The organism is Ignavibacteriales bacterium (assembly GCA_026390795.1).
Taxonomy (GTDB): domain Bacteria; phylum Bacteroidota; class Ignavibacteria; order Ignavibacteriales; family Melioribacteraceae; genus Fen-1258.
This window is the reverse complement of sequence record JAPLFG010000003.1, coordinates 1,526,726-1,545,251: the sequence shown is the minus strand read 5'-3', so window position 1 is coordinate 1,545,251 and position 18,526 is coordinate 1,526,726. Positions and strand designations below refer to the sequence as shown.

Below are 18,526 nucleotides of genomic sequence, written 5' to 3'. Positions count from 1 at the left end.
AGAATAAATACTATAAAAAAATATTTCTTCATGGATATAAATTAAGAATATAAATTCAGCTTTACTAATTTGATTAATGAATCAGCCACTTAATTGTCCAATTGCACCTTTCAGTAAAAACTGCCGATAAATTTTTCTCCAGTTTGCTAAGTTTTTAAAGGTATTGTATGTTTGAGTTGCACCCAGGAATCATCGAACCCCCAAACGCAATTTTATCATAGAGTTTTTGATCAATGATACCAATGGTATTCTTACTTCGGGCAAAAAAAAGTCGCTCCGAAAAGCGACTTGTACCCTAGAGTGCACCCTAGGGGACTATTCTCGAACCCCTTTATTGAAGACCTCAAAAAATTATTGAGGTTGCAAGAAATCTTAACGTCTAAATGTGAATCTGGATAAAACGTAAGAGCCCCGAAAAACTCGAGGCTCTTTTATCTTTATATTTCCATATTCTTTATTTCATCAAGATCATCTTCTTTACAGAAGTAAATTCTCCTGCTTGAATTCTATAGATATAAATTCCACTCGGCAGATTTGATCCATTGAACTCAACCTCATGATAACCAGCACCTAAATCAGCATTTACAATTGTTGCAATCTCTCGACCAAGCATATCATAAATTGTCAATTTAGTATGAGCATTCGCAGGTAAACCAAATTGTATTCTCGTAGTTGGATTAAATGGATTTGGATAATTTTGCGACAATTCAAATTCGGTTGGGATTTCAATAATATGATTGGCCATATTCAAATCACCTTCGACAATCTTACCTAAAGTCTCTGGTCTAAGCAGAACATCGATCAATTCATTAATCATCCGCAAAACGGTAGTGCGCGAGGATTCATCAGTTACCCATAAATCTTGCTTGGACTTTCCCTGAGTGGTTAGATGATTTAATACATTTGTCGATAGGTATTGTGATGCCGATTGCAAATTACCTGAATCATATTTTGATTTAGATTGATCTAACATTTTTACCAGCTGCTTTCTTCTAGTATCGGCTGGTTTTTTAAATGCGTCGTCGGGTAGTGACTGAATGAATTGTGCAGCAAAATTGTACCGTTCGGTAATTGATTTTTTCTTAGCTCCGACTATTATTGGAGTCAGATGAAAGGCTTCGGCTTCAACATAGCCCTCATAATTAACTGAGTTGATATTTATATTGGTAGTATCAACAAAAGTTGTAGATGTCCCTCTACTTTGATCGTCGGAACCGGAATTGGAATATAAATTCCACGAATTAGTCAATCCGCTCCAATAGTATAGCCCCTGAAGATCACTTTCAACAATTCCAGCCTGAAGAAGATCGTTTTTGGTATAGTAAATCCGAATCTTCACAGGCCAGCTAACAGTGCCTTGTACTTGGACATCCAAATATTTTCCAACACCGCCTACCGATGGAGTTGTAATAGAAGTCGCCCCTGGAGGAGCTTCAACATATGAAGCAGATTCAACAACAGCACCCCCTGTTCCTCCCGTGAAAGTTATCTGTGAACCAGAATTTGTAATATCATTGACCGTGTTTGAACTTCCGCTCGATGCAGAGGCTTGTACAACATCCACAAGCGCTCCTCCATAAATCTGAGCATTGTCATAAAGTGATTGAATATCATCTGAAGCAGAGCGGAGGGCAGTAATACTTTCGATATTGCTATTGCCTTGTCCAACAATGATTGCAACAACAAAGTCTTTCGATTGACCTGGGTCAAGATTGAATGGACCGGTTGAAAGAAGGAAACGGCGATCGTTAGGTGAACTGTCAATCCATCCAGTTGTTGGTGGTACAGGATCTCCGTTTAACGCAAAAGTAGTTGGTAAATATGAATTTGTTGGATCAAGATACGGTGTTCCGTCTGCCCATAGACCCTGCATATAGTTATATGCTTTTTGTGAAGTATTGGGATCTCCTTGCGGTGTACTTGGACCTATATTCAAAAAGGAAGAAAAAGCCTGAATCGGTTTTGTGAAGAAAGCCCCCTTCAGAACTTTGTATCCAATTGCAGGCGGTTCATTTCCATATACATCGTCAACAGGGTTTCCATTGTAAAAATACCCCATGTTTCTAGGCACATCAACTCCATTTAGATCATCTTCACCGTTTCCGAGATCCGGATCGCACCAGAGAGAGACGTATGCATCTTGCCAGGTAGAGTTACTTTTATTTACAATTTTAAAATTCAAAAATACAGTATTGGATCGAGCATCAGAATTATTAAAAGCGAATGTTGTTTGTTGGACTTCTGCGCCAAGAGGTGCTGAGCCAAAAGAATGTTTGGATTGATTCAGATCATTATAAACAGCAAATAATGTTTGATCTCCTATAATCTTTGGTGTCCCATCAGAATTAACCTGCGCACCAAGTGAAGCGGGCCACTCAGCATAATCTTCATTTGTAGACGAATTATCACCCGCCGATATTTTGAAAACTCTATAAGCATTGTCATTCGGATTAGCAGCAACACCGCCAACACCAAGTATGGGCCCTGGTTGGAACTCTGAGTTATACCAGGCAAGAGCGGATCTCACTTGTGAGTTAACTTTTGCTGCAACCCAAATGCCCGATGAGTAGGCCAGAGTTTTTCCGGAACCTTTCGGCCACTCCAAACCAGCAATATTATAGACTGGGTTTATGGAAAAGCGGCCATCACGCAATGTCCACATACTGATATTATTCGCATCAATCTGTCTAAGGGCAATGGATAGAATTGAGAATGAAATATCTGCAGGCGATGCGTTTGATTTAGCTTGAAGCAATCCGGAAATGTTACCTGGAATTAATGGCTTAAGACCAAGGGAAATATTTGATGATTGGCCTGTTGCAAGAAAAAATACTGAACCCGAAGTAACTTCAACATTAGAACTTTGTTGGAACATCCCAAGTAAAGGTCCGGTGCCATTATTTGTAAGTGTTACTTGACGGATTGAAGTTGATCCTTGTTCTATACTCCCAAAGTCAATCGAATTCGGACTAGCAATAAGTATAGCAGTACCCGATGCTGAGAGAGGATTGAAAGGAATGATTGGGGTACTTCCCTGAACCGGAAGATTATTATGATTTGCAGTCCTATCAAGCATCGATCCTCCCGAAAGAGAAGATGAATTCATGTCCCAATAACCGGCGAGTCCCGCCTCATTACCTATCAATTGCGAATTTATAAACGCTTGAATCTGGGACTGACTTCGAGTAATATTCCAGAGCCGGACTTCATCGATAGCTCCCTGGAAAGCATCTGTTAAATACCGACCAACATAGAATCCAACTCCATTGGCAGAGTTAATTGAAATCGAAGTGTTAACTTGTGCTTTCTGCAGACCGTTTACATAAATTGTGAGAAACGTACCATCGTATGTAGCGGCAAGATGTATCCATTGAAATGATGGAATATCCTCGGGTGATTGAACTGTAACTGTACTGCCAATTGTACCTGCCGAAATTGAAAAGGCAGGCAACGAAACTCCGTTTGCGTGATTAATCCAAAGTCTGTAACTTATCCATGGTTCCGAATAAACGGTGTTCAGAGTTCGTGCAACAATAGTATTCCCCAATTGAGAATTCGGATATGATAAAGGATATATCCATGCTTCAACGGTGATTGCAGATCCGTTAATTCTAAAAGCGTTTGGCGAGGCTGCATTTCCATCTGCTACACGCATTCTACTTCCAGCGCCGTCGAACAGAGCGGAACCGTTTTGAGCAATTGATTGTGAGTTGAATATGAGTACTCCAATCATCAAGAAAAAACTGAAAATGAATTTTTTCATTTTTCCTCCATTTGATTCAAGGCGTGTATTTTTCTCCCGCCCAATATAGTTTTACCAATGAAATTGATTTTACTCCCTGGGCATTGGCAACCCTTAGAGAGTTTATTACAATTCATATCAAAAGCCAAAAGTTTAGCCTTCCAAATAACTTCTTTTTGAAATACTATTTACTCTTCCAATTTTTAAAAGAGTCATCTATGTTTATGATATTCTTTGGGGGTATGAAATTTTGGATAAAGGAATATATCGGGTCAACCTTTTTAGATAAATTTGGGTAAGCACTTAGTAAAACTAATGAAGGCAAAGGGACAACAAATAATCTTTTCACGACTACCTCAATAAGTATTCATATGTTTCTTAAGAGGAGAAGCTGGCCATAAAAGGATAATTGGAGAGAATAACCAATTCAAAATTCAAAAAAATTCTCATATTGTCAACAAATAATTTTGCATGTCGTGTCTTTTATAATGATAAGTTTAATCTCTGGGTTACATAAAAAGAATAATTTATCCCAGTTTAAATAAATTGGTAAACGTCGAACTCAACTTTGAAAATATTTTTAAAAACCAAACATCTTACTAAGTACAAAGTGTTTGTACATGATTTTCCTCATCTGCCCCTAATTTTTCGATCTATTAGTTATAGAACCCCCAAGCTCAATTTTGTGCTAGAGCTTTTGACCAATGATACCAATGGTTTTCTAACGGAGGGCAAAAAAAAAGTCGCTCCGAAAAGCGACTTGTACCCTAGAGTGCACCCTGCGGGACTCGAACCCGCGACCTGATGATTAAGAGTCATATGCTCTACCAACTGAGCTAAGGGTGCGGCGTAAAAATAAATAAAAATCGCCAGCGGACAAAACTATAACTGAAAAGATTTCAAATTGACCGTGATTGCGTTATGAGTTACAAAAATAAAAAAGGGACTTCCGGTTAAATCGAAAGTCCCAATAAAATTTTTCTTTGCTAAAGAGAATTCAACATCTAAAATCTATCTTTTACTTTGATCCATTTTCTTGTGCAAGTTTATGCGCCATTACGCTATGTTTCTTTCCGTAGAAGAAATAAATTAACAATCCAATTGCTAACCAGCCAAATAACCGTGCCCAATTCTGCCATTCCAATGTTAACATCATTCCTAGATTAAATAAAACTCCCATCGGCGCTACAAACCATATTACGGGAGTTCTAAATGGACGCGGTCTTTCCGGTTCTTTTTTTCTCATTATCCATACTGCAATACAGACAATCACAAACGCGAATAGTGTTCCAATATTTACCATCTTTGAGATGGAGTCGATCGGTGTGAATGCGGAAACCAGAGATACTACGGTTCCAATTAGAAGGTTTGATTTCCATGGCGTCCTGAATTTAGGATGAAGTTCGCCAAAAGTTTTTTTAGGAAGTAATCCGTCTTTTGAGATCGCATAAAAAACTCTGGATTGACCGAGAAGCATAACTATTGTAACCGACGTAAGTCCTGCAATCGCCGCCGCAGAAATGATAAACACTGCATAATTTAATCCAAGGGAACCAAATGCAGCGGCAATCGGAGCAGTAATATCGATGTCCTTATAATTGACCATTCCGGTTAACACAAGAGCGACAAGAATATAAAGGATCGTGCATACTATCAGAGAAGTAATAATTCCAAATGGAACATCCTTCTGTGGATTTTTCGCTTCTCCGGCATGCGTAGAAACAGTATCGAACCCGATATAGGCGAAAAATATATATGCGGCTCCTGCAACAATTCCAAGCAATCCGTATGCGCTGTGCGATCCGCCAAGGGAATCGGTGTATGAACCTCTATCAGGAATAAACGGGCTCCAATTGGCGGTATTTATATATTGAGCTCCAAGAATAATTATGAAAAGAACAACCACAACTTTAATAGCTACCATAAGGTTGTTTGTACTTGCTGCTTGTTTAATTCCACGGATTAAAATTGCCGTAAGAATCCATACAATTAATAGAGCCGGCAAGTTAATACCAACATGTAATCCGAAAAGAGTTGGAAGCGTTAAAGAAGAAAACTGAGTTGCAAGATTGTCCAAAGTTCCTTTCTGAGTTGCCGAAGCAATCATTTCTCTTGCAGTGAAAGAATCATTCATAAGCCAGATTGGAAATTTGACATTAAATAGATGGAGAAATTTTGAAAGATAACCGGACCATCCTACAGCTACCGCGGAGGCAGCCATTCCATATTCAAGAATTAGATCCCATCCGATTATCCAGGCTAGTAATTCACCCATTGTTGCATATGCGTATGCATAAGCCGATCCTTCGACAGGAAGAAACGACGCGAATTCGGCATAGCATAAAGCCGCAAACGTGCATCCGATTCCCGCAACAATAAAAGACAACGCTAATGCTGGTCCGGCATATTCTTTAGCGCCTACACCGGTCATAACAAAAATACCGGCGCCGATAATAGCTCCAACACCAAGTGAAGTTAAACCCCACTTCCCGAGAACACGCTTTAGTTTACTCTCTTTCATTTCCGCTTCAAAATGCTCTACGGGTTTTCTTTGCCACAGTTGACTACTCATGATTTGGGGCTCCTATTAATTTGGTTTTTCAGCGCTGATTTTATTTCCTTAGTTTTTTCAACCATGTTCATAAAAATTTCTTTACTTCTGTCTACAATTTATTTTAAGAAAATCAGATATAAAAAACCTCAGTAGAGGATGGTCTACATGAGGTTGGTAAGAATTTAAAATCTTTTAAAATTATTTTTTTGATTTACTGAACAGAAGCTTATAAATACAATAAGCCATTAGACCGCTAATGCCCAAGAAAGCAAGCGTCATAAAAATTATACCGCTAGTTTGAAATTCCATTTTTAACCTTTTTCCTTTTCCAAGCAATGTGAATTAAATAGAGGAATGTTGAGAATGCCGCGATCATAAAGATTCTGGAACCCCAGATATAAGCTACGTTTTCTTGCTTAACTCCCTTTAGCAATAGAATGGGAATTGCATCATTTATTAACCACCAGACCATGACAACAAATAACATCAATGGCGTAACATATTTCATTATATAGAAAAAGAATCTTGGAATTTTTATGTCTCCTCCTTCATTCATCTCATCCCATGCTTTTTCGGCGCCAAATACCCACATAAAAATTATTGTCTCCGCTAATGCAAAAACAACCAATCCGAATGTTCCCGCCCAATAATCCATCTCATCAAGGAATCCGAATTTCAGATAGAACACAACAAGCTGAACTGACAGCATAACAAAAAATCCAAGAGTAAGAACGGCTTTCTTTCTACTCATTCCAAATTCATCTTCCAAAAACGCTATGACTTGCTGACCCATTGCAACAGAGGAAGTAATGCCGGCAAAAAACAAAAGCAAGAACCAGAGGAACCCGAAAATCTCTCCGAACGGAATTTTCTCAAATACCAGAGGCATTGATGCAAAACCTAAATCGAACGATCCACCTTTTGCCATTGCCGTAGTAGTTGCAACTCCGAAAAACGCAACCGCTATAGGAATTGCTATTGAGCCGCCCAATATAACTTCGGCAAATTCATTAGTTGTTGCAGTTGTTAAAGCGGAAAGTGCAATATCCTCTTTTGGTTTTAAATAACTTGCATACGCGTGTATTGTGCCCATACCGACAGAGAGCGTAAAAAAGATCTGTCCGGCAGCGGCTAACCAGATTTTGGGATCTCCCAGTTTCGAAAAATCGGGATTCCATATAAATCCGAATCCGCTGCTGACGGAATTTCCAGGAATACTTGGATCTGGAGTGCCGAGTGTTATAACTCTTATAGCAATTATTATCGCGAACAAAAAAAGCATCGGCATGGCAATCTTAGCAAGTTTTTCTATCCCTTTCGAGATGCCTTTGTATAAAACCCAGAAATTAATTGCGAAAGTGATGATCATAAAAATATAGGCGATTGTTATTCCGTTAAAGTAAGGTGTTGCCTCTCTTCCTTGATAACCATAAAGAAAAGATTTCATCTCTCCAAAATTCTCTAATCCGAAATAACTTTTTGTTATCGACAAGAAACTATATCCGAGCGTCCACGACTCAATATATGTGTAGTAGATCAGAATAATTGTTGAGACAAACAATCCGATGGCGCCTATATATTTAGCGATTCTATTTTTCCACAACACATCAAACATACCCGGCGCACTGCCGTGCCCATATTTACCGCCATGCCTGCCTATACCCCATTCCATCCACATTAGTGGAATACCAACAATCAAGAAAAAAATAAAATAGGGAATCATAAAAGCACCGCCCCCATTGGAAGCAGCTTGAACTGGGAATCGAAGAAAATTTCCAAGACCAATAGCATTACCGGCGACAGCCAGAATTAAGCCGAACCGGCTGCCCCATTGCTCTCGCTCTTTGATTTGTTCTGTCATTTAAACTCCGGTTTGTTCTTGTAGACAATTGATTTCATAAAAACTGAACCTTCGATAATAAACGCAATTAAAAAATAATACTGCCGGGTGTAGATTCAATGTGATTTAATATTGTCCTCGATTATAATAGGTTAACTTATGAACGAATAATTTTTGCTGATGAACTTATTTATTAGATCGCTAATTATCAACTATTATTCTCCGGATTCAGTAATCCAGATGAAAATTATTCTGCGAGGGAAAGCCTAACTATATCATCAAATCTTCACTCCACAAATTTGATGTGAAAAGAAATTGAGATAAATATTAAAAAAGCGATTATGAATGAGGTGAAAGAAAGCAATAAAAAATTATGAGTGATTTTTGCTGATGAGATTTGAATTTCAGGCTGGTATGCGTTTTGCCAAAGCAGTAAATGATTTATTTACTCGGTATCATCCTTTAACGAAATTGGTTCCGAGAGATTAGAAATAAACATCTTCGAACAGATATCGCCTTTAAACTTTCCTTTTTCTTGACAGACTTTGTAATGGGCTTGAACTTTTGCAATATCAACTTCTTCGCCGGGTAATCCAAAATTATTTAGATCTTCGCCGCACTCGGTACAGAACCGAACGTTGTTCCTAATGGCTTTGTCTTTATTATGAATGAACTTCTCTCTCTTCATTTTTAATTCCTCTCGGTTCCCAATCTAGTCCTTCACACGGAAGATTGTTTAGAGTTGGGTGTTGATCGTACTTTTGACAAATGACCGCAGTTTTATCAAAATGTATACAAGAAGAACAGAGCGTGTTGTTGATTAGTTCATCATTTTCTTGCAAAAACATTCTGTACTGGATCATTGCCGGATGGATAATCACCCCATAAACAGATAATATTCCAAACCACCACCAGTATTTATACTCCATAAAACCACTTAGCAGCCAGAGCGCGGGAATCAGGATCGCAGTCCGTATAATTCCCCAGAAAATGATTCCGCCCATAAAATTGCTTTCTTGTTGTAATAAATCTAAATATAGTTTCAGGCAGATTCAAATGATTAAATTGTATTCTCCCTTTTTTAATAACTTTATTCATCTGAAAGTGAATAAATATTATAAGACATAAAGTTTCCGTTGGCATAAGTCCAAATTGATTTTAGCGGCTTCTTGTTTTAACTTTGACTAGGAAAATCAAAAATAATTTATTTAGAAAGACGGATAAGAATATTGGATAGTCAGAATAAACCGGAAGTACCGGTTCAACAGAGCCCTCAAGTTCAACCACTTCAGCCGGGTCAGCCTCAGCAACAAGGTCAACCCCAGCAAAGAAAGCCTTATAGAAAATATTATAACAATAGAAAAAAAACCCGTCCGCCCGGAGAGCAATCGCAGACAATACGCGATAATCAGGGTGTTTCCTTCAAAAAAGTTTCAATTGTAGTTCCGCTACTTAACGAAGAAGAATCTCTTCGTCCTCTTTACAATGAAATAAAAAAATCGTTAAAAACTATTTCCATAGATTATGAAATTCTCTTTATTGATGACGGCAGCACAGATAAATCTCTTAATGTGATAAAAGAATTAGCGCGTTTTGATAATAAAATTCATTATTACAGTTTCCGTTCGAATTATGGAAAATCTGCGGCTCTTCAAATTGCATTTAAACATGTAACAGGAGACGCCGTTATAACAATGGATGCCGATCTTCAAGATGATCCGAATGAAATCCCTAACCTTCTGAAAAAACTTGACCAGGGCTTTGATATGGTTTCGGGATGGAAGAAAAAAAGATTTGATCCGATAATCAAAAAAATATCATCAAAGTTTTTTAATTATATAACTCGTTTATTTACTCATGTAAAGATTCATGATTTTAATTGCGGCTTGAAAGCCTACCGTAAAGAAGTTGTACAAAGCATAAATGTATACGGCGAGCTGCACCGGTACATTCCGGTGCTTGCAAATTGGAAAGGATTTTCTGTAACGGAGATTATTGTAAAGCATCATCCGCGCCGGTACGGAAAAACAAAGTTCGGAATATCAAGATTCTTTAAGGGTTTTGTTGATTTAATCACAGTTATCTTCACCACACGTTACATAAAACGCCCCATGCATTTATTTGGTTTTGTAGGATTTTTTATCGCGCTTATTGGATTCGTAATTAATCTTGTTTTAGCATACGAATGGTCTTTTGTAAAGCCACATGCACCTATTGCTAATAGACCAATCTTCTTTTTAGGTATTCTGTTGGTCATAGTAGGTGTACAATTCTTTGCAATCGGTCTTTTGGGAGAAATTTTCGCCCATAATTTCCAAGATGAAAAAGAGTACGTAATTAAAGAGAAGAAATGATCTTATTAGTCGTTTCTAACTGAAAATATTACCAATTTTCTTCCTTACGATCTGCATTCGACATTCAAATAAAATTCTTATTTTTAGACCAACATTAGGAAATTATTCACATGAAATATCATTTAGTTTCCGGCGCATGCGGATTTGTAGGAAGAAATACAGTTAAACAATTACTTAAGAGAACAAATGACTCTGTAATAATGGTTGATGATCTTTCTGTTGGGACACATCCATCATCTTGGCTTGAAGATACAACGACAAAAAAAATTAAAGACATAGAAATTTTCGGTAAAGACGGACGGCTTTTTTACTGGAAGATGGATTTTAGAAAATTCCTAAATAATCTTTTAGAAGATCCTAAATGGCTTGAAAGAGAATACGGTTTAAAGATAGATCGTTTTGGCGATGCGTTTCATTTTGCGGCAATAGTTGGAGGCAGAGCTAAGATTGAAGGTGATCCGATGGCGGTTGCACTTGATCTTTCTATTGATGCTGAATTTTTTAATTGGATTGCAAAAGCAAAACCAGAGCGAGTAATGTATCCAAGTTCTTCCGCCGCCTATCCAATCAATATGCAAACAGAAAGCGAAGCGGTTGCATTAAAAGAGGCCGATATTAATATAGATGGATTTACCCTTGGCATGCCGGATCTAACTTACGGCTGGACTAAAATGACCGGAGAATTTTTAGCAAAGATCGCCTCACGTAACTACGGAATCTCTATTGTTTGTATTCGTCCATTCAGTGGTTATGGTGAAGATCAAGATTTAACTTATCCGGTTCCGGCTATTGCAGCGCGCGCGGCTAAAAAGGAAAATCCTTTCGTCGTTTGGGGAACGGGACAGCAAGGAAGAGATTTTGTTCATATTGACGATGTAATGGACTGTATGTTTTTGGCAATGGATAAAATTCATGATGGAACAGCTATCAACATTGGATCCGGCAAATTGACAACATTTATAGATCTGATAAAAGTTTTCTGCAAGTTTGCAGATTATGATCCAACTATTAAACCTCTTATAGATAAGCCGATGGGAGTTCATTCACGCTATTGCGATATGAGTTTTGTTAAAGAGAAATTGGGATGGGAGCCAAAAATTTCTTTGGAAGAGGGAATGAAACGTGTGTTTAACGTAGCGGTGAAAAACTTGATTAATGAAAGGTGAAATGTGAAAGGTGAAGCAAACGCTATTAAATTCGCAATTTGCAACCTTGCCCGCTGGCAGGTAGGCTCTCAATCCTCAATTACCTTATGAAAAAAATTGTCATCTTCGGTCCAGGCCCTCAATTCAAAGGAGGAATTGCAAATTATACTACTTCGCTTGCAAAAGCATTCGATAATCAAGGCGCCGAAGTTTCTATTGTTTCTTGGACACAACAATATCCTTCAATAATACCACGCGACTTCATTGACCGTTCAAGCAAAAAAAATCTTCTCGAAGGCAGTAACATTAAAGTTGAATATATAACCAATTACAATAATCCTTTCTCATGGAAGGAAACTGTTGATATTATTTGCAAGATTAATCCGGACATAACGATTTTTCAATGGGCACTCGCAATTCAAGGTTTGCCGATGGGCTATATTGCCAACAAATTAAAGCAAGTTTGCAAATGTGAAATTATTTTTGATTTACATGTTGTTGCTCAAAAAGAAGGGAGTATAATTGATAAAGCATTGATTCGTTATGCGCTTTCAAAACCGCACACCTTTATTGTTCATTCTCTAATAACATTTAAAGAGCTAAAAAAAATATTTCCAAATCAAAAATTTGAAATAACCGATCGCAGGTCACTAACCGCCGATAATAAGTTCATACTAAAACTCTATCATCCCGTTTACGATATGTTCACTCCCGATCCTTCTTTTGACAAAGAAAAAGTAAAACAAGAACTCGGCCTTCGTAAACATGTCTTTTTGTTCTTCGGATTTATCCGCAAATACAAGGGTTTGCATAATGTAATTCGTTCTTTCGCCAAATTAGCAACAGAGTATGAGGATGTTTCTCTTCTTATTGTAGGCGAATCTTTTTGGAATACACTCGATTCAAAAAAATTAACTACGAAAATTAAAAAGAGCCTCTTTGGATTGATAAAAAAAATATTGATCCGTAAAAATGATGATGAAAGTAATTATCGCCCACTTGAATTAATTGATGAACTTGGGATACAAGATAAAGTTGTAGTTATAAATCGATATGTGGGGAATGAAGAAGTACACAAATATTTTCAAGTGGCTGATTGTAATGTTTTATTTTATCTTGCCGCTACCCCATCGGGAGTAGAATCTATCGCCTATAATTTTAATCTGCCTTCTATTGCAACAAAAGTCGGACATTTTCCCGAAACGATTAATCACGGTGTTAATGGTTATCTTGCAGAACCAAATGATATTGATTCGATGTATCTTGCAATGAAGAAATTTGTTGAACATCCGATACCAAAAGAAAATATTATTGAGACTGCAAAAAATCTGAGCTGGAATAATTACGTTAATGTCATTTTGAATAGATAATATTTGATTAATTAAAAACATTTTTGTCATTCTGACGAATTACATACCGGTTTAGGTGTGCCCCGCCGGAGAAGAATCAAAATTAATTGATTCTTCTCTGCTCTCAAGAATGACAAACGGGAGAACAAATGTCAAAACAAACGAAGAAAGTTTTATCTACACAGAAGAAATCTTCTGAATCGAATTTTTCGTTCAGTAAATTCATTCCGGAAAAATATCAGACACCTGCACTTTTGCTCATAATCTTTATTCTGATTCTAATTTATTTTTCGCCAATTATGTTCGGCGATAAGACTACGGACTCGGGGGATTTGATGCAAGTCAAGAGTCTGCGCGAATATGCCAATAAAGACCGCGATGGTGTCTCTCTCTGGAATCCTTATATATTTTGTGGAGTGCCTGCAGTTGCCACTTCGATGTCAGTACGCTGGTATGATTTGACTTCTGTTGCATTTTCATATGTGTCAAGAATTTATTCTGTCGCTTTCAAAGATTACAACGCCATCTATACATTCAGCTTTGTCCTTCTTGCGTTTACTTCGTTTTTCTTTATGAGGCGCTTCGGCGCAAGTAGAGGTGTTAGTTTTATTGTAGCCGTAGCAACAATTTTTAGCACCGGAATACTTCTTCTGTTCTACATTGGACATATAACCAAGCTTATGACTCTTGCGCTCATTCCTTTTATACTGATGATGCTTTTTAAATTCCAAAAAGAGATTAAACTGCTTGATCTATTATTGTTTGCATTGGGTTTACATTTATTAGTTTTAAGCGCTCATGTTCAGATAGTATTTTATTTAGCTCTTGTTGTGCTCATATACTTCGTTTATTATTCCATCCATGCTTTTATTCAAAAAAATAAATTTTTGCAGAAGCAGTTATTGAAGTCCCTTGGAATTATGGCGGCAGTTGGATTGATAGCGGTATTAATGTCTTTCGATACATATGCCCAGCTTTATGAGTACAAACCTTACTCAACAAGAGGAACAAAAAGTATAAGCGAGATGCAAAATCCATCAGCACCGGCTCAAGGCGATTCATACGAATACGCAACTAGTTATTCGTTCTCACCGGGAGAAATTATGACATTTTTAGTCCCGTCATTTTATGGTTTTGGAAACTCAACTTATAATGGTCCTCTGTCTCAAAATCAAGACGTACTTGTGAAAACATATTTTGGACAAATGACTAGTGTTGATGTACCGATGTATATGGGAATTATCATTTTAGCTTTAGCGCTCTTTGCATTATTTACGCGCTGGAAAGAACCGGTAATACAGTTCTTTGGAATACTTGTTTTGTTTTTTATTCTAATTTCATTCGGAAAAAATTTCCCGCTCGTTTATAATCTGATGTATTATTATTTCCCAATGTTTAATAATTTCCGTGTTCCTTCAATGATTCTTCATTCGCTCCAAATTATCTTTCCAATACTTGCCGGATTCGGAGTAATGAAAATTATTTCTCTGCGTGAAGAAAAAAATGTCTCTATTGAAAAAATATTCCGATATACGGCAATCGGTTTTGCTGCTTTCTTTTTACTCACGCTACTTTTAAATAACAGTTTGGCAGGCTGGTTCAAAGAACGAGTCGGTGAGTTTGTTTCATCGCTTGGGAAAGACCAGCAATCACAGCAGCAAGGTCAAATGTTCACCGCACTCTCTGATTATTTGTCAAGTATGTTCACCGGCGATCTTGCTATCATGTTCGCGCTTCTCACCTTACTCTTCGGTATTAGTTACGCTTATATTACATCGAAACTAAATAAAGAATTTTTGATCATCGGGTTGACCGTACTGGTTTTATTTGATCTTTTCAGAATTGGAAATCGGGGCGCCACATATACAAATGCGGAGGGAGTCAACCAACAGTTCGCGGAACCGGAATATATTTCAGTTATCAAGCAGCAGAAGGATAAAGATCCGTTTAGATTATTGAATATGCGAAGAACCGGGATGGGCAGCATATACTACAATGCAAATTTTAACGTTTATTTTTTAGAAGAGGATTTTTCAGGTTACTCCGCTGTTAAACCAAGGAGCTATCAAGATTTTATAGATGCGGTTGGACCGGCGAATTTTACTTTATGGCGCATGCTTGGTGTCAAATATGTTATTACGGATAAACCGTTCCCCTTTGAATATTTTTCACAAATTTCTATGTCGTCGGATTCTACTACATTTGTAAATCGAAACAACGAGGCGCTTCCCCGTATTTATTTTGTAGATAATGTTGAAGAAAGATCTTCTCTGGATATTATGAATGCTGTAAAGAGCAATTCATTCGATCCGAAAAAACTTGCATTCGTGGATAAACTCGATTTCAAGTTTGATAAAGGCGATTCAACAAACACTGCTGCCATTACTTTATACAAAGATGAACATGTTGTTGCTGAAGTAAATGCGGCCGGCAATAATTTTCTTTTTTATGGCACTACCTATTTGCCGGGATGGAAGGCACTTGTTGACGGAACACCTACAATCATTCATAAAACCAACCATGGGTTTCAAGGGATTGTTGTTCCGAAAGGGAAACATAAAGTTGAATTTATTTACCAACCGGCATCTTTTGTTACCGGAAAATATTTATCGTTTATTCTAAACTTATTGTTATTCGGCGGATTGGGATTTGCGTTTTACAATTCAAGAAAAAAGAATGCGGCGGAAAAATTATAAATGCTCGCACGACTTAAAAGCACGGTACGCGATACTTTAATTTACAGCTTAAGCAACATTGCCCCTAAAATTGTTGGTGTAGTACTTCTTCCTCTTTATACGGCCAAATTGGCGCTTGGTGAATTTGGCAATTGGGATCTCATCGATGTAACTATTACGATCCTCGCTGAGATATTTATACTTGGCCAGGCAACTTCAATTATTCTCTTTAATAATTCGGATGAGTATAAAAGTAAAAAGAAATCTGCTCTGTTTACTCTAACAACTTTTGTCTTCGTGATCTGCGCAATCTTTGTATTGTTTTCGGAAGCTTTCACTTCTTTTTTCCCGGCACTTTTTGTCAACGCACAAATTCATGCAAGTTACATTCGATTGATAGCTTACATCGTACTTTTAAGAGTGCTGAATAATTTATTTCTTGCGAAAGTCCGGGCAGATGAACAATCTATTTTTTTCACACTCGTTAGTGTATCTAAAATTTTGTTGATGACAGGAATTATTATTTACCTTGTCGGATTTCTCGACAAAGGAATTGAAGGATATCTGTACGCTGTTGTCATTGCTGAGTTTTTCGGTTTAGTAGTTTTGCTGCCCAAAATAATTCCCCAGATGAAAATTAAATTCGAGACGCAAATCTTATCTGCTTCTATGAAATTCGGTTTACCGCTTGTGTTTGCAGCAGTGGGATTTCTATTATTAAACTTGAGTGACCGTTACATCATAAAATTTTTACTTGGTTCGTCTGCTTTAGCTCCTTATAGTCTAGCTTACCGCGTGGCTGGTGTTCTAAATATGTTTTTCATTCTTCCATTCACCTTGGGATTAATGCCGGTAGCGTATAAATATTTTGGAAGTCATGATGATAAACGCTTCTTCTCAAAATTAATGACATACTCGACTTTCTTTTTTGTGTGGGGATTTGTTTTTCTGTCGCTTTTCTGTAAAGAAATCCTTGGTGTATTTGCTGCAAAGCAAGAATACAACAACGCTTATATCCTTATACCGGTAATACTTCTCTCTTATGTTTTTAGCGGAATGAGATTAACTGCTTCACTTGGAATGCTCTTAACGAAAAACACAAAGCATATTGCATGGATTACTATTGGCTCGGCTTCGTTGAATATCATTCTTAATTTTATTTTTATTCCAATGTTCGGAACCATCGCCGCAGCAATGAATACACTTGTTGCATTTATTATTTTTTATCTCGTCACGTTGACGATTTCCGGCAAATATTACAAAATTCCTTTCGAAAATTACAAACTGACCTTGATGGTCACTATGGGCAGCATTCTCTCCGGCATAATTTATTTTCTTCCCGCAATGAGCATCCCATTAGGGATTATTATAAAACTTGTTTTAGTTGGTTTATTTCCTTTTCTACTTTTCTTTTTTCGTTTTTATGAAAAAGCCGAGCTTGAAATTTTATTAAGTCCCACAAAGATTATAGATTTTATCAAGGGAACAATCAAAGGGGCGGACAAATCACAGGCAGATTCAGAGACAATAATTACATGAGAAAGGTTTTAATCATAACATATTATTGGCCCCCGTCAGGTGGTATTGCTGTTCACCGCTGTTTGAAGTTCGCAAAATATTTGAGAGAGTTCGGCTGGGAACCGGTTATTTGCACTTCGGAGAATGCCGAGTATCCTGTTCTTGATGAAGGAAACCTCAAAGATATTCCCGACGGCATAAAAATTCTGAAAACAAAAATTTGGGAGCCGTACAATCTTTTTAAGCTCATCACCGGAAAGAAAAAAGAAGATCGAATCCATAATGTTTTTTTAGAAGAAGATAAACCAAGTTTTATGCACAAATTAGGTATTTGGGTCAGAGGAAATATTTTTATCCCGGATGCCCGCAAATTTTGGATCCGTCCTTCTGTTAAATATTTATCGAAATATTTGAAAGAAAATCCGGTTGATCTTTTGTTTACAAATGGTCCTCCGCAATCAACTCATATGATTGCGTACGGTGTTAAAAATAATTTAGGAATTCCATGGCATGCGGATTTTCAAGATCCGTGGACTCAAGTGGATTACTTTCCGCAGTTGATGCTCAATCCAATCTCAAAACGAATTCATGAAGCGATGGAACAGCGCGTCTTCCGTAATGCCGATAAGATTACTATCTGCAGCGATACATGGAAGCGCGATCTAGAATCAATCGGTGCTCAGGATGTCGGAGTAATCGTGTGGGGTTATGATGAAGATGACTTTAAAAATATTTCCGTCCCGCTATCAAAAAAATTTACGTTGAGCCATTTCGGAAGTTTGGGTCCAGACCGTAATGCAAAAACTTTGTGGAAAGCACTTTCAATTCTTTCTAAAGAGAACAAACAATTTGAAGACGATCTGGAAATTGAACTGGTTGGATTTATCGGTCATGCAATTGTTGATGAAATCAATTCGCTCGGGTTGTCAAAGAACTTAAAACTGTCGGCACATATTTCGAGGCTAGAAACTCTAGAACGGATGAATCAAGCGCAGGTATTGCTGCTGATTCTCAATGCCATGCCGAATGTGAAAGGAAGATTGCCCGGAAAACTTTTTGAGTACCTCGCTTCTCGAAGACCAACTCTTGTAATTGGTCCCGAAGAAAGCGATGCATCTAAAATTGTTCACAGTGTTAATGCCGGCTTCACTTGCGATTTCAAAGATCTTGACAAGACTTTAACAACTGTACGGGAGTTGTATAAAAAATATAAAGAAGGCAGTTTGCATTCAAATCAAACCGATATTTCACAATATTCAAATAGAAATTTGACGAAAAAATTGGCAGGCTATTTTAATAAAATAGTTTCTTCGCACTCCGTATAGTAAATTGAAAAAACTAACAGTGCA

General features: G+C 37.4%; 11 protein-coding genes and 1 tRNA gene. 6 read left to right on the top strand and 6 right to left on the bottom strand.

Features of this window, described 5'->3' with window-relative positions; all coding sequences use genetic code 11:
- Positions 1–454: 454 nt before the first annotated feature.
- The 6 genes from NTX65_10455 to NTX65_10430 all read right to left on the bottom strand — a co-directional run bounded on the left by NTX65_10455 (position 455) and on the right by NTX65_10430 (position 9,140).
- Positions 455–3,763, bottom strand: coding sequence for a T9SS type A sorting domain-containing protein (locus NTX65_10455; GenBank protein ID MCX6169754.1), 3,309 nt, complete (start codon positions 3,761–3,763; stop codon positions 455–457).
- 752 nt (positions 3,764–4,515) lie between these two features.
- Positions 4,516–4,588: transfer RNA gene (locus NTX65_10450), tRNA-Lys, on the bottom strand.
- Positions 4,589–4,760: 172 nt separating this feature from the next.
- Positions 4,761–6,314, bottom strand: a complete 1,554-nt coding sequence (locus tag NTX65_10445) for an amino acid permease (protein ID MCX6169753.1) — start codon at positions 6,312–6,314, stop codon at positions 4,761–4,763.
- A gap of 274 nt (positions 6,315–6,588) precedes the next feature.
- On the bottom strand, positions 6,589–8,157 hold the full coding sequence (locus NTX65_10440; protein MCX6169752.1) for a sodium-dependent transporter: 1,569 nt from the start codon (positions 8,155–8,157) through the stop codon (positions 6,589–6,591).
- Positions 8,158–8,581: 424 nt separating this feature from the next.
- Positions 8,582–8,824 carry a hypothetical protein gene (locus tag NTX65_10435; GenBank protein ID MCX6169751.1) on the bottom strand — a complete coding sequence of 81 codons (243 nt, stop codon included), beginning with the start codon at positions 8,822–8,824 and terminating at the stop codon, positions 8,582–8,584.
- On the bottom strand, positions 8,799–9,140 hold the full coding sequence (locus NTX65_10430) for a hypothetical protein (protein MCX6169750.1): 342 nt from the start codon (positions 9,138–9,140) through the stop codon (positions 8,799–8,801). Before NTX65_10430 ends, NTX65_10435 begins: the two co-directional genes overlap by 26 nt.
- Positions 9,141–9,365: 225 nt before the next feature.
- On the opposite strand from NTX65_10430, the gene NTX65_10425 reads away from it, so the two are divergent.
- The 6 genes from NTX65_10425 (at position 9,366) to NTX65_10400 (ending at position 18,502) form a co-directional block, all read left to right on the top strand.
- A complete protein-coding gene (locus NTX65_10425; protein MCX6169749.1) occupies positions 9,366–10,490 on the top strand; it encodes a glycosyltransferase family 2 protein in 1,125 nt (374 codons plus the stop codon).
- A 110-nt stretch (positions 10,491–10,600) separates the two neighbouring features.
- Positions 10,601–11,656 (top strand): NAD-dependent epimerase/dehydratase family protein, encoded by a 1,056-nt coding sequence (locus NTX65_10420; GenBank protein ID MCX6169748.1) that lies wholly within the window; start codon positions 10,601–10,603, stop codon positions 11,654–11,656.
- Between the two features lie 86 nt (positions 11,657–11,742).
- Positions 11,743–13,005, top strand: a complete 1,263-nt coding sequence (locus NTX65_10415; protein MCX6169747.1) for a glycosyltransferase — start codon at positions 11,743–11,745, stop codon at positions 13,003–13,005.
- Positions 13,006–13,133: 128 nt separating this feature from the next.
- Positions 13,134–15,680 carry a YfhO family protein gene (locus NTX65_10410; protein MCX6169746.1) on the top strand — a complete coding sequence of 849 codons (2,547 nt, stop codon included), beginning with the start codon at positions 13,134–13,136 and terminating at the stop codon, positions 15,678–15,680.
- Positions 15,681–17,198: an oligosaccharide flippase family protein gene (locus tag NTX65_10405; GenBank protein MCX6169745.1), complete on the top strand. Its 1,518-nt coding sequence runs from the start codon at positions 15,681–15,683 to the stop codon at positions 17,196–17,198.
- Positions 17,195–18,502 carry a glycosyltransferase gene (locus NTX65_10400; protein MCX6169744.1) on the top strand — a complete coding sequence of 436 codons (1,308 nt, stop codon included), beginning with the start codon at positions 17,195–17,197 and terminating at the stop codon, positions 18,500–18,502. Before NTX65_10405 ends, NTX65_10400 begins: the two co-directional genes overlap by 4 nt.
- Positions 18,503–18,526: the final 24 nt, after the last annotated feature.

What these genes read in the sequence shown, in the direction of transcription:
- NTX65_10400 (MCX6169744.1), top strand. Translation starts at nt 17,195, where the DNA reads ATGAGAAAGGTTTTAATCATAACATATTATTGGCCCCCGTCAGGTGGT.
- NTX65_10415 (MCX6169747.1), top strand. Translation starts at nt 11,743, where the DNA reads ATGAAAAAAATTGTCATCTTCGGTCCAGGCCCTCAATTCAAAGGAGGA.
- NTX65_10420 (MCX6169748.1), top strand. Translation starts at nt 10,601, where the DNA reads ATGAAATATCATTTAGTTTCCGGCGCATGCGGATTTGTAGGAAGAAAT.
- NTX65_10445 (MCX6169753.1), bottom strand. Translation starts at nt 6,314, where the DNA reads ATGAGTAGTCAACTGTGGCAAAGAAAACCCGTAGAGCATTTTGAAGCG.
- NTX65_10435 (MCX6169751.1), bottom strand. Translation starts at nt 8,824, where the DNA reads ATGAAGAGAGAGAAGTTCATTCATAATAAAGACAAAGCCATTAGGAAC.
- NTX65_10430 (MCX6169750.1), bottom strand. Translation starts at nt 9,140, where the DNA reads ATGGGCGGAATCATTTTCTGGGGAATTATACGGACTGCGATCCTGATT.
- NTX65_10455 (MCX6169754.1), bottom strand. Translation starts at nt 3,763, where the DNA reads ATGAAAAAATTCATTTTCAGTTTTTTCTTGATGATTGGAGTACTCATA.
- NTX65_10410 (MCX6169746.1), top strand. Translation starts at nt 13,134, where the DNA reads ATGTCAAAACAAACGAAGAAAGTTTTATCTACACAGAAGAAATCTTCT.
- NTX65_10405 (MCX6169745.1), top strand. Translation starts at nt 15,681, where the DNA reads ATGCTCGCACGACTTAAAAGCACGGTACGCGATACTTTAATTTACAGC.
- NTX65_10440 (MCX6169752.1), bottom strand. Translation starts at nt 8,157, where the DNA reads ATGACAGAACAAATCAAAGAGCGAGAGCAATGGGGCAGCCGGTTCGGC.